The sequence below is a fragment of the Geodermatophilus sp. SYSU D01106 genome (assembly GCF_054049995.1).
Genome location: NZ_JBJGYM010000044.1, coordinates 1 through 11,630, shown reverse-complemented (window position 1 = coordinate 11,630; position 11,630 = coordinate 1). Strand labels below are relative to the sequence as shown.

Genomic DNA, 11,630 nt, shown 5'->3' with positions numbered 1-11,630 from the left:
CCCCCCCCCCCCCCCCCCCCCCCCCCCCCCCCCCCCCCCCCCCCCCCCCCCCCCCCCCCCCCCCCCCCCCCCCCCCCCCCCCCCCCCCCCCCCCCCCCACGCCGGCCGAGCGGATCGCGTCGAGGTCGAGCACCGAGGGCAGGTCGTCGACGTAGGCGCCGAGGAAGTCGTGCCGGCCTGCCGCGGCGTGCGCCCGCGCGAAGGGGATCCGCTGCACGCCGTCGAGCCCGGCGGCGAGCAGCTCGTTGGCGCGGTCGGCGATGACCTTCGTGGCGTCGGTGTCGGCCGGCCCGCCCGAGGGCGGGTTGTACTTGAAGCCGCCGTCGCGGGGCGGGTTGTGCGACGGGGTGACGACGATGCCGTCGGCGAGCCCGGTCGACCGCCCGCGGTTGGCGGTGAGGATGGCGTGGCTGACCGCCGGCGTCGGGGTGTAGCGCCCGGCGGCGTCGACCAGGACCGTCACGTCGTTGGCGGCCAGCACCTCCAGCGCGCTGGCCCAGGCCGGCTCGGACAGCGCGTGGGTGTCGCGGCCGAGGAACAGCGGGCCGTCGTACCCCCGCGCCGCCCGGTACTCGCAGATCGCCTGGGTGGTGGCGAGGATGTGCGCCTCGTTGAACGCCGAGTCGAACGAGGACCCGCGGTGTCCCGAGGTGCCGAACGACACCCGCTGCGCCGGCTCCGCCGGGTCGGGCACCAGCGTGTAGTAGGCGGTCACCAGCGAGGCGACGTCGACCAGGTCGGACGGGGCGGCGGGCTGGCCGGCGCGGGGATCGGTCACGGGCCGATCCTGGCCCGAGGGGGCACCGGCTGGCGACCCGGTGTCACCCCACGCGGGCGGTGGCGCGGCGGATCCGCAGCCCGTCGAGCAGCAGCCCCGCGGCCAGCGCGGCGCCGGCGCCCTCCCCGGCGCGCAGCCGCAGGTCCAGCAGCGGCTCGAGCCCGAGCGCCTCCAGCACCAGCTCGTGCCCGCGCTCGCGGCTGCGCTGCCCGGCCACCAGGCAGGCCTGCGCGGCGGGCTCCAGCAGGACGGCGGCCAGCGCGGCCACCGAGGCGGCGAACCCGTCGAGGACCACCGGCGTGCCGGCCGCGGCGGCGCCGAGGACGACGCCGGCGAGCACGGTGAGCTCCGGGCCGCCGAGCTCGGCCAGCGCGCGCTCCGGCGGGAGCCCGCTGCCCGCCCGGCGGAGCGCGTCCGCCACCACGGCGCGCTTGCGCTCGAGCACCGCGCTGTCGGCGCCGGCGCCGAGGCCGGTGACCTCGGCCGGGTCGGCGCCGAGCAGGCCGGCGGCGAGCGCGGCGGCCACGGTCGTGTTGCCCACGCCGACCTCGCCGAGCGCGAGCAGGCCCTCGCGGGCGCCGAACCGCCGTCCCGCGGCGAGCAGCCGCTCGACGTCGGCGGGCGTCAGGGCGGGCGCCGAGGCGAGGTCGCCGCGCGGGCCGGCGGGGCGGGCGTGCACCGCGCCGGGCAGCGGGCCGCCGTCCACCCCGGCGTCGACGACGACCGTCGTCAGCCCGGCCGCGGCCGCCGCGGTGGCGCCCACCGAGGTGCCGGCCACCGCGGCGCGGGCGACGTCGCGGGTGACGTGCCCGCCGTAGGCCGAGACGCCGAGCGCGGCGACCGGGTGGTCGGCGGCCGCGAGCACGAGCGTCCCCGCGGAGACGTCGCCGCGGCCGAGCGCCACGAGGCGGTCGACCGCGCGGTCGAGGACGCCGAGCGAGCCGGGCGGGGTGAGCAGCCGGTCGGCCTCGTCCCGGGCGCCGACGACGGCCTCGCGGCCGGGCGCGCGCAGGTGCGAGGGCGGCGCGGCGGGACCGCCGTCGTCGGCCGGCCAGCGGTCCTCGACGACGACGGACTCCAGCGGCAGCCGCCGCGACCAGCCGGCCCGCTCCAGCCCCGGCGCGGGCGGGCGCTCGTCGGGCCAGCCCAGGCACAGCCAGCCGAGGGTGGCCACGCCGTCGGGCAGGCCGACCAGCCCGGCCAGCTCCTCGGGGCGGAACAGCGTCACCCAGCCCATGCCCAGGCCCTCGGCGCGGGCGGCCAGCCACAGGTTCTGGATGGCCGCCGCGCAGGACCACAGGTCGGCGTCGGGGAAGGTGGCGCGGCCGAGCACCCCGGCGGCGGGCGTGCGCCGGTCGCAGCACACGACGATCCCCAGCGGCGCCTCCCGCACGCCCTCCAGCTGCAGGTCGAGCAGCCGGCGGGCGGCGTCGGGCTCCAGCTGCGCGGCCTGGCGCAGCCGCTCGCGGTCGGTGAGGACGGCGGCCCGGTCGCGGGTGGCCGGGTCGCGGACGACGACGAACCGCCACGGCTGGCTGTGCCCGACCGAGGGCGCCGCGTGCCCGGCGGCCAGCACCCGGCGCAGCACGTCGTCGGGCACCGGGTCGGGCCGGTAGCGGCGGACGTCGCGGCGCGCGGCGACGACGGCGTAGAGGCCGCCGGCGTGCTCGGGCATGGCCCAGGCCGCCGGGTCGCCGGCCCGCTCGGCGGCGGAGGTGGCGTCGCCGATCACCGGCACGGGCCGCGGGTACGTCACGGCCGCTGCCTCCGCAGCCGGGCGGGGGCGCGGCGGGTCCAGGCCTCCTCCAGGAGGTCGGCGACGAGCGCCTCGTCGGCCGCGGTGAGGTCGACCTGCACGCCGTACAGGCGCTTCCCCCACCACAGCAGCGAGACCGCGCCGCCCTCGGCCGCGCGCGCCTCCGACTCCCCGACCATGACGTTGAGGATGCCCGGTGCCCACAGCGTGGCGAGCACGGCGGTCCCCAGCCGGAAGGACGGGCGGCCGTGGTGGTCGGCCTCCGTGACCTCCGGCAGGGCGAGGGCGAGCGCCCGTACCTGCTCCTCCGTCACGCCCGCGGCGCTCCCGGGTAGTCGCCGACGCTCCAGGCGTTGCCCTCGGGGTCGCGCACGCTGAACTCGCGGCCGCCGTGGCCCGGCTCGTGCAGCGGCCGGAGCACCTCGGCGCCGGCGGCCCCGACCCGCTCCCACACGGCCTCGACGTCGTCGGTGACCAGGTAGGCGCCCGTGCTCCCGGGGCGGACGGGCCAGCCGCCGTCGTCCTCGCGGACGGAGCCGAGCATGACGCCGCCGCCGGGCGGCCAGGCGAGCTCGGCGTGGGCGATCCGGTCACCGTCGGGGACGACGAGGGTCTCGGTGAAGCCGAGGACGTCGACCAGCCAGCGGACGAGAGCGGGGGCGTCGGCGGCGCGGAAGGCGGGCCACACGGTGGCCGGTGGAGGTGTCATGCGGCCGACCCTGGCCCCCGGGCCGCGGCGGTGTCTTGGACGAATCCGAACTCCGCGGCCAGCCAGCGCAGCGGGGAGAGACCGGTGAGGGCCCGCCACTCGCGGGTGAGGTGGGCCTGGTCGGCGTAGCCGGCCCACGCGGCGAGCCCGGCGAGGCCGGGCCGCGGGCTGGCCGCCAGGGCCCGGCGGGCGCGGTCGAAGCGGACCACCCGCGCGGCCTCCTTGGGCGCGAGCCCCGTCTCGGCGCGGAACCGGGTGGTCAGGTACCGCTCGGACCAGCCGACCCGGCGGGCGACGTCGGCCACGCGCAGCCGCCCACCGGACGCCAGCGTCAGCCGCCAGGCCTCGGCCACCTCGGGGGCGGGGTCGCCGTCGCCGGCCGCGCGGCGCAGCACGTCCTCGGCGGCGGCGAAGCGCTCCGGCCAGGTCCGCGCGGCACGGACCCGCTCGACGAGTTCGGTGCTGCCCAGCACGTCGGTGAGATCGACGTCGAGGGCGGCGAACTCGCCGGCGGGCACGCCGAGCAGCCGGCGGGCGCCGAGCGGGGTCAGCGAGAGCTGGACGCCCGCCTGGCGCCCGGGGTGCCGGATCAGCGCCGGGGTGGTGTGCAGGCCGCCGAGCAGCGCGTCGTAGCGGCCGGGCGCCTGGGCGGGGTCGGGGTGGGCGGCGACGTCGAGCGGGTCGTCGAGGGTGACGACGAGCGTCAGCGTGGGGGAGGGGAGCCCGCGGTGGGTGCCCGGCGCCAGGCCGCGCTGCTCGTAGCCGACGGCGTCGGCGACCAGCCCGCGCAGCGCCTGGTGCGGCCGGTGCGGGACGAACGCGCTGGTCACCGGGCCAGGATGGCACCGGCCCCCGACACCGGCCAGGCCCCGACGGGGTGCACTCCGGCGGGCATTCCCGCGGGAACGCCCCGGGACCGGGCGGCGCTCAGACGGTGGAGGCGACGCCCGCGAGGATCGCGAGGGCGAAGAAGCCCACGCCGATCCAGCCGAGGACGATGCCGGCGATCGCCATCCCGTCACCGCTCTCGCCGCGTTCGCGGATCTGGCTGCGCGCGATGTAGCCGAAGACGAGCGCCAGGATGCTCCCGATCCAGTAGAGCCAGAGGATCCCCAGCACCATCGACGCGACGGCGAGGCCGTTGGTGCGCCGCGGCGGCACGGGGTAGCCGTATCCGTACCCGTAGGGCGGGTACTGGCCGGGTCCGTACGGGCCCGGCGGCGGCCCGTAGGCCGGCGGCGGCGTGCCCTGCTGACCGGCGCCGGACCCCGGCGCCCCCCACTGCGTCACGTGCGTCCTCTCCGTTCCGGAACCGACGTGCCCCGGTCCCGCTCCCGGGGACGGTACGGATCCGCACGCCCCCGGGGCAGTCCGCCACCCCGGAGGGGTCAGCCCTCGACGGCGTCCAGGCCCGCTACTCGTCCTCGACTGCGTCGAGGAAGCGCCGGACCGTCTCCAGGAAGACCTCGGGCTGCTCGGAGTGCACCCAGTGCCCGGCGTTCTTGACCTTCACCAGCCGGGTCGAGGGGAACAGCGCGTCCATCCGGTCGCGGTCCCCGGGCAGCACGTAGTGGCTGTTGGCGCCGGCGACCCACAGCACCGGCCCGTCGAAGGTGGCGCCCGGCGGCGGCTCCGGGAAGCCGCGCAGCTCGCCGAGGTCGCGCTCGAGGGTCTCCAGGTTCAGCCGCCACCGCCAGCGGCCCGAGCCCACCCCCTCCCGGACCAGGCTCTGCAGCAGGAACGACCGCACCATCGAGCTCGGCACCGCCTCGCGCAGCGCCCGGTCGGCGTCCTCCCGGGTGCGCAGCGCGCCGAGGTCGACCGCCCGCATCGCCGCGATGTAGGCCTCGAAGGGCGAGGCCTCCTCGTCGGGGTCGTCGGTGCGGCCGCCGGTCAGCGGGTACTCCACCGGGGCGATGTCGACGACGACCAGGCCGCGCAGCAGCTCGGGCCGGCGCAGCGCCAGCGTCATCGCCACCTTGCCGCCCATCGAGTGCCCGACCAGCGTCACCGGCTCCCCGTAGGAGGCCAGCTCGTCGGCCAGCAGCCCGGCCATGTCCACGTAGTCGACCCGGTCGGTCCACGGCGAGTGCCCGTGGTTGGGCAGGTCGAGCAGCGTCACCCGGTGCCCGCCGGCCAGGCCCTTCGCGATCGTCGTCCAGTTCTTGCCCTGGCCGAACAGGCCGTGCACGAACACCACGCGCGGGCCGGACTCGCCGACGGTGCGCCCGGCGAGCCGCTCGTCGGAGGTCGCATCGGCGGTCACCCGGCGATTCCACCAGATCCAGGGGCGACGGCGACCTACCGTGCCGGGGACCAGAGGAGGTCCCCGTGCCCGGACGGCGTCGCGCCGCCACCACGACCACGCGCCGGACGACAGGCCGGTCGACGACGAAGCGGCGGACGACGGCCCGCCGGCCCGCCGTGCCCGACCTGCCCACCGCGGGCCCCGGCGAGCGGGTGTGGGTGCTCGCCGTGCCGTTCCGCGCGCCCGCCCCGGGCGCGGTCTGGCACCCCGGCCTGCAGGCGCACGTGTGGGTGGGCGCTCGGCTGCCCGCGGCACTGGCGCCCTACGACCCGCCGCCGTACACGCTCGAGCGGTACCTGGAGGACGAGCTCAACGACGAGCCGCGCCCGCTGCCGGAGGGCCGGCCGATGGTGCCGCGCGAGGAGCAGTGCACCGGCGCGGAGGCCGTCGTCGCCTCGGCCGCGGCCGGGCACCGGGTGTTCCTGCTCGGCGACGACCCCGGCGTCGGCAAGACCGGCACCGCCGTCCTCGCCGCGCGGGAGATCTGCGAGATGCGCGGCGGCGAGCGGGTGCTCGTCGTGGCCGACCGCCCGGCGGCCATCACCATCCCGCACTGGACCCGCTCGATCGCCGGCTTCGGCGACGGAGGCCTGCGCTGGTGCGTCACCACGTGGGACAGGCTGGCGAAGGTGGCGGGGCTGGAGTTCGACGTCGTCGTCGCGGACGAGGCGCACATGGTCCGGCACACGACGACGCAGCGCTGGAAGCACTGGAAGGCGGTCTCCGGCGGCGGCCGCGTCAAGGACGTCCCGTTCGTCGTCGCCGCCACCGCCACCCCGGCGCACACCCCGCTGGAGCTGCCCTACCTCGCGCCGCAGTTCGCCCAGGTGCACGGCGAGCCGCTGCGCGCCTGGGCCGACCTGCCCGCGAAGCTCGCCGAGCACGGGTTCCACGTGGAACGCGGCCGCTACGGATGGGCGTGGACCGAGGACGCCGACGCCCGACGGGCCGACCTCGCCCGCCTGCAGGGCTGGCTCGCGGGCGGGAGAGGCCCGGCCGACCCGCCCGCCACGCTGCACCGGCCGGCGCCGTGGGGCCCCGTGTCGGTGACCGGCACGCCGGTCGCGCTCACCCCCGCCGAGCAGGCCGCCTACGAGTCGGAGTGGCAGGAGTTCCGCGCCGAGATGCAGCTGGCACGGCGGGCCCGGCAGAGCGCCCGCGGCCGCGCCGCGCTGCTGCGGTTCCGGCAGAAGGCGGGGCTGATCCGCGCGCAGGCGACGGTCGACTGGGTGCGCGCCCAGGTGGAGGCCGAGCGGCAGGTGGCGGTGTCGGTGGAGTTCGTGGAGACCGCGGCCGACCCCATCCGCGAGGCGCTGCTGGACTCCGGCGTCGCGGTCGCGTCGATCTACGGGCGGGACCGGTTCGACGTCGAGGCCGAGCGGCTGCGTTTCCAGACCGGCGAGGCGCCGGTGTGCGTGTTCACCGTGACCGCCTCCATCAGCCTGCACGCCGGCGAGTTGCTGCCCAGCGGCACGACGGCGTCGGCCACCCCGCGGGTCGGGCTGTTCCACCAGCCGCGGTTCTCCGGGATCCAGGCGCGCCAGGTCACCGGCCGCACCCACCGCGACGGGCAGGTCAGCCCGTGGCGGGTGGCCTACGCGGAGGGGACGGTCGAGGAGCAGGTGGCCCGGGTGATGGTCGAGCGGCTGGCGGTCAGCGGGTCGACGGCGGGCGCGGACACCTCGGCGCTGCAGGAGATCGCCGAGCTCCTCGACGCCGACTGGCTGCCGCCCGCCGCGCTCACCGAGGGCTGAGCGCACGTCAGCGGCGGGGGAGCGCCCGCCCGTCGGGGAGCGTGCGGCCGGCGAGCAGCGCCACGAGCGACCCGTCGTCCGCCCGGACGGCGTCCCCACTGCCCCACGCCCAGCCGGTGTCCGATGACTCCAGCCGGACGCCGGCCAGGTCGACGCCGAACCAGGCACCCTCCGCGGCGGTGACGGCGTCGAGGACGGCGGCCACGGCGTCGGCCGGCGCCACCGGCGGCCGGCCGAGCGCGACGGTGACGTCCAGGGAGTGGACGACGGCGTGGCTCAGGGCGCCGGTCGCGCCACCGCCGGGCGGCTGCCACGCGTGCAGGACCGGCGAGCGCAGGGCGCCGAGGAGGTCGGCGGCCGGGAGCGCGGCGTCGCGGGCCGCGACGGTGTCGGACAGGACGCCGAAGTCGCCGCGCGCGGCCGCCATCTCCGCGCCGAACTGCTCGGGGGACAGCCGCGCCGGCATGGTCACGTGCGCCACCAGGTGCCGGACCTGCCAGCCCGCGCACAGCGTCGGGGCGTCCCAGGTCGCGGGCTCGGCGTCGAGCACGCCGGCCAGCCCCTCGTACGTCCGCCCCACCCACGCCGCCACGTCGCGTCCGTCCACGTCGGTCATCGTCCCTCCTCCGTCCGCCCGGTCCCGGGCGCGGTGGGGGAGACGTCCGCCGGGGCCGGGACTCATCGGTGCGGTCGCGGACGGGACGCCCGACGCTCACCCCGGCGACACCCCCGGCCACTAGCCTGCCGCCCGTGATCTTGGTTGCCGCCGTCGTCGGTGTCGTCCTGCTCGCCGCCCTCGCGGTCTTCCAGCTGGCGCTGGTCGGCGGGGCGCCGCTGGGGCGCTTCGCGTGGGGCGGTCAGCACGTCGTCCTGCCGCCGCGGCTCCGCGTGGGCAGCGCGGTGTCGATCGGGGTCTACGGCGTGGTCGCGCTGCTCCTGCTGCAGGCGGCCGGCGCCGTCGACCTGCTGCCCGGCGGCGTGGTCGACGTCGCCATGTGGGTGCTGACCGGGTACTTCACGCTCGGCGTGGCGCTCAACGCGATCTCCCGCAGCCGGCCCGAGCGGCTGGTGATGACGCCGGTCGCGCTGGCCCTCGCGGTCGTCTGCCTGCTGCTCGCACTGCGCTGAGCGCTCAGCGGAGGAACTCGGTGAGCACCCGTTCGGCGCCGGGGGGGAGGGTGTGGTGGGTGGCGCCGGGCAGCGTCACGACGCCCGCCCGCGGCATGAGCCGGCCGGCGTTGCGGGCCACCTGGCGGGGGTCCTGCGCCCGCCCGTCCCCGGCGACGACGACCAGCGTGGGCACGGTCAGCCCGGCCAGCCGGGCCGGGTCGGGACGGCGGGTGCGCACCGGCGCCGCCGTCGGCACCTCGGCGCCGAGCGCCGCGACGTCGAGCCACGCGTCGTCCACCGGCCGGCCGCCGGTCTCCCAGCGCACCAGCGCCCGCATGCGGGCGGCGCTGGGCCGGGTCAGCACCGGGACGGCGTGCAGCAGGTAGCCGGGGGAGAAGCCGGCGAAGGTGGTGGTCGGGTCGACCAGCCCGAGGCGGCGCACCCGGGCGGGCCGGTCGAGCGCGAGGGCGAGCGCCTGCCAGCCGCCGTAGCTGTGCCCGGCCAGGTCGACGGCGCCGAGGCCCAGCCCGTCGAGGACCTCGGCCAGCCAGTCGGCGACGTCCTCGGCGCTGGCGAGCGGGGTGGTGGCGGGGCTGCGGCCGGCGTCGCCCACCGGGTCGACGACGTGTACGCGGCGCACCGCGGCGAGCAGCCGCATCGCACCCGACCAGGCCAGCGCGGTGGCGCCGCCGCCGGGCAGCAGCACCAGCGGGGGAGCCGCGGCCGCGCCGCTGACGAGCACGTGGGTGCGGCCGAACCGGGTGGCGACGTCGACCGGCCGGACCGGCACCGGCCAGCGGGCGAGCGCCGCGTCGTAGGCGGTCTCGAACGCGGCCCGCCGGTCCCCCATGGGCGGAGCCTGCCGGGTGCGCGACACCCCGGCAACGGACGGGGGAGGATCGACGGCGTGCGGCGGGAGGCGAGCGTCCTGCACCTGGACCTGGACGCGTTCTTCGCCGCCGTCGAGCAGCGCGACAAGCCCTCGCTGCGAGGGCGGCCGGTGGTCGTCGGCGGCACCGGCGGGCGCGGCGTCGTCGCGACGGCGTCCTACGAGGCGCGCGCCTACGGGGCCCGCTCGGCGATGTCGACGGCGGAGGCCCGCCGCCGCTGCCCGCCCGGGACGGCGTTCCTCGGCGGCCGGTTCGGCGCCTACCGGCGGACGTCGGACGTCGTCATGGCGCTGCTGCGCGAGCTGTCGCCGCTGGTGGAGCCGGTGTCGATCGACGAGGCGTACGTCGACCTGGCGGCCGGCGACCACGACCTGTCCGTCGACGGCGTCACCGCGCTGGCCCGCACGCTCAAGGAGCGGATCGCCGGGGCCACCGGCGGGGTGACCGGCTCGGTCGGGATCGGCAGCTCCAAGCTCATGGCGAAGATCGCCTCCGACCTCGACAAGCCCGACGGCCTCGTCGTCGTCCCGCCGGGCTCCGAGCTCGACGTGCTGCACCCGCTGCCGGTGACCCGGCTCGGCGGGGTCGGCCCGGCCACGGCCGAGCGGCTGCGGCAGGTCGGCGTGCGCACGGTGGCCGACCTGGCGGCGAAGACGCTCCCCGACCTGGTCACCCTGGCCGGACGGGCGCACGGCACCGGGCTGTACCAGCTGGCACGGGCGGAGGACGACCGGCCGGTGGTGGCCGAGCGGGGGGCCAAGTCGGTCTCGCAGGAGTCGACCTTCGAGCGGGACCTCACCGACCTCGCGGAGCTCGGCCGGCTCATCGACTCGATGGCCGCCCGGGTGGGCGACCGGCTGCGCGGCTCGGCGCTGTCGGGGCGCACGGTCACCCTCAAGCTGCGCCGCTACGACTTCACGACGATGACCCGCTCGCAGACGCTGCCCCAGCCCACGGACGACGCCCGGCAGGTCGCCTCGATCGCGCGGCGGCTGCTCGCCGAGGCCGGCACCGGCGGCGGGCTGCGCCTGATCGGCGTCGGCGTCTCGGGGCTGTCGCAGTACGCGCAGGGCGACCTCTTCGCGGAGGAGCCGGCGACCGGCGAGGAGGCCCTGGACGACGACGTCGTCGAGGCGCCCGAGGCTCCGCCGCCGCCCGCGGACCGGCGCTGGTGGCCGGGGCAGGACGTCGTCCACGACGAGCTCGGCGCCGGCTGGGTGTGGGGCCGCGGCCTGGGCCGGGTGACGGTGCGCTTCGAGGGGCCGCGGACGCCGCCCGGGCCCGTGCGCACGCTCGCCGCCGACGACCCGGCCCTGCACCCCGGTGACCCGCCGGAGTGGCGCGCGGAGGTGCCCGCCGCCGGTTGACGCGGCGCCCGATCAGCCTCCTGACCTGCGGTTTCGTCTTGCCGGATGCCCGCCGATCGGCTAGTGTCGAACACACGTTCGATACGAGGTCGGGAGGTGGGCGGGGTGGGGGAGCTGGCCTCCGCGCTCGACGCCCTGGCCGCGGTCGACCTCGACGAGCTCGGCGACGCCGAGCTGCTGGACCGGGCCCGCGAGCTCGTCGTCGCCGCGCACCGGGTGCACGCCGAGCTGACCCGGGTGGTGCGCCGCAGCGACGTGCGGGGCGCGAGCGAGCACGACGGCGCGCGCACCGTCGGCGGCTGGCTGCGCGGGGTCCCGCGGATCTCCGGCGCCTGGGCCGGTGACCTGGTGCGGCACGGCCGCGCCCTGGAGTGGCTGCCGGCGACCGCCCGCGCCTACGCGCAGGGATGCATCGGCGCCGACCAGGTCGACGTGATCGCCGTGATCGTCACCCCCGCCCACCTCGATCTGGCCCGCGCGCAGGGCATCGACGTCGGCGCGGTGGAGGCCGCGCTGGTGCAGCTGGCCGGTGCGGGCACCCACCGGCAACTGCAGCAGGCGGTCGGGGACTACCTGGCCAAGCTCGACCCCGACGGCGCCGAACCCGACCCGGCCACCGAGCGGGCGGTCACCCTCGTCCAGCACCCCGACGGCACCTGGACCATCGGCGGGCACCTCGACGCCGTCGGCGGCCAGAAGGTCGCCACCGCCCTGGAATCGGTGCAGGCCGCCTCCCGCTGCGCCGGTGACGACCGCTGCCGCGCCCAGCGCACCGGCGACGCGCTGGTGCAACTGGCCGACGTCCAGCTCGCCGCCGGCGACCTGCCGGTGCTGCGCGGCACCCGGCCGCAGGTGGTGGTCACCGTGCCGCTGGCCGACCTCACCGGCAGCGCCACCGCACCCGGCGCCGCGCGCACCGCCACCGGCGCCACCCTGTCGGCCGCCCGCGCCCGCTGGA

At 78.3% G+C, this 11,630-nt stretch carries 12 protein-coding genes and 1 pseudogene; 4 read left to right on the top strand and 9 right to left on the bottom strand.

Annotation, left to right across the window (positions count from 1 at the left end):
• The 7 genes and pseudogenes from ACI78R_RS23190 to ACI78R_RS23160 form a co-directional block, all read right to left on the bottom strand.
• Nucleotides 1-778: pseudogene (locus tag ACI78R_RS23190) on the bottom strand (phosphoglucomutase, alpha-D-glucose phosphate-specific); the annotation flags it as partial.
• Between the two features lie 43 nt (nucleotides 779-821).
• Nucleotides 822-2,534, bottom strand: coding sequence for a 5,6-dimethylbenzimidazole synthase (gene bluB / locus ACI78R_RS23185; protein WP_457042449.1), 1,713 nt, complete (start codon nucleotides 2,532-2,534; stop codon nucleotides 822-824).
• Entirely contained in the window at nucleotides 2,531-2,848 is a 318-nt protein-coding gene (locus ACI78R_RS23180) for a hypothetical protein (protein WP_457042448.1), read from the bottom strand. The genes bluB and ACI78R_RS23180 overlap by 4 nt, the downstream gene beginning before the upstream one ends.
• Complete coding sequence (locus tag ACI78R_RS23175; protein ID WP_457042447.1) at nucleotides 2,845-3,243, bottom strand: VOC family protein; 399 nt, start codon at nucleotides 3,241-3,243, stop codon at nucleotides 2,845-2,847. The genes ACI78R_RS23180 and ACI78R_RS23175 overlap by 4 nt, the downstream gene beginning before the upstream one ends.
• The gene (locus tag ACI78R_RS23170) at nucleotides 3,240-4,073 is read right to left on the bottom strand and encodes a helix-turn-helix domain-containing protein (protein WP_457042446.1); all 834 of its coding nucleotides are present in this window, start codon (nucleotides 4,071-4,073) and stop codon (nucleotides 3,240-3,242) included. The genes ACI78R_RS23175 and ACI78R_RS23170 overlap by 4 nt, the downstream gene beginning before the upstream one ends.
• Before the next feature lie 97 nt (nucleotides 4,074-4,170).
• Entirely contained in the window at nucleotides 4,171-4,533 is a 363-nt protein-coding gene (locus tag ACI78R_RS23165; protein ID WP_457042445.1) for a DUF4190 domain-containing protein, read from the bottom strand.
• A 124-nt stretch (nucleotides 4,534-4,657) separates the two neighbouring features.
• The gene (locus tag ACI78R_RS23160; RefSeq protein ID WP_457042444.1) at nucleotides 4,658-5,509 is read right to left on the bottom strand and encodes an alpha/beta fold hydrolase; all 852 of its coding nucleotides are present in this window, start codon (nucleotides 5,507-5,509) and stop codon (nucleotides 4,658-4,660) included.
• Between the two features lie 65 nt (nucleotides 5,510-5,574).
• On the opposite strand from ACI78R_RS23160, the gene ACI78R_RS23155 reads away from it, so the two are divergent.
• Nucleotides 5,575-7,305, top strand: a complete 1,731-nt coding sequence (locus ACI78R_RS23155) for a helicase (RefSeq protein WP_457042443.1) — start codon at nucleotides 5,575-5,577, stop codon at nucleotides 7,303-7,305.
• Between the two features lie 7 nt (nucleotides 7,306-7,312).
• Here ACI78R_RS23155 and ACI78R_RS23150 read toward each other — a convergent pair whose 3' ends face one another.
• Nucleotides 7,313-7,921, bottom strand: a complete 609-nt coding sequence (locus ACI78R_RS23150; protein ID WP_457042442.1) for a maleylpyruvate isomerase family mycothiol-dependent enzyme — start codon at nucleotides 7,919-7,921, stop codon at nucleotides 7,313-7,315.
• A gap of 134 nt (nucleotides 7,922-8,055) precedes the next feature.
• Here ACI78R_RS23150 and ACI78R_RS23145 point away from each other — a divergent pair, with 134 nt between their 5' ends.
• The gene (locus tag ACI78R_RS23145) at nucleotides 8,056-8,433 is read left to right on the top strand and encodes a hypothetical protein (RefSeq protein ID WP_457042441.1); all 378 of its coding nucleotides are present in this window, start codon (nucleotides 8,056-8,058) and stop codon (nucleotides 8,431-8,433) included.
• A 4-nt stretch (nucleotides 8,434-8,437) separates the two neighbouring features.
• Here the strand turns inward: ACI78R_RS23145 and ACI78R_RS23140 are convergent, their stop codons facing one another.
• On the bottom strand, nucleotides 8,438-9,265 hold the full coding sequence (locus ACI78R_RS23140; RefSeq protein ID WP_457042440.1) for an alpha/beta fold hydrolase: 828 nt from the start codon (nucleotides 9,263-9,265) through the stop codon (nucleotides 8,438-8,440).
• Nucleotides 9,266-9,322: 57 nt separating this feature from the next.
• Here ACI78R_RS23140 and ACI78R_RS23135 point away from each other — a divergent pair, with 57 nt between their 5' ends.
• Nucleotides 9,323-10,672 (top strand): DNA polymerase IV, encoded by a 1,350-nt coding sequence (locus tag ACI78R_RS23135; protein ID WP_457042439.1) that lies wholly within the window; start codon nucleotides 9,323-9,325, stop codon nucleotides 10,670-10,672.
• Nucleotides 10,673-10,768: 96 nt separating this feature from the next.
• The coding region (locus ACI78R_RS23130; RefSeq protein WP_457042438.1) for a DUF222 domain-containing protein at nucleotides 10,769-11,630 on the top strand (862 nt) is incomplete at its 3' end.

Excerpts from the sequence above, each read along its gene's own strand:
- ACI78R_RS23175 (WP_457042447.1), bottom strand. The coding sequence starts at position 3,243 with ATGACACCTCCACCGGCCACCGTGTGGCCCGCCTTCCGCGCCGCCGAC.
- ACI78R_RS23150 (WP_457042442.1), bottom strand. The coding sequence starts at position 7,921 with ATGACCGACGTGGACGGACGCGACGTGGCGGCGTGGGTGGGGCGGACG.
- ACI78R_RS23140 (WP_457042440.1), bottom strand. The coding sequence starts at position 9,265 with ATGGGGGACCGGCGGGCCGCGTTCGAGACCGCCTACGACGCGGCGCTC.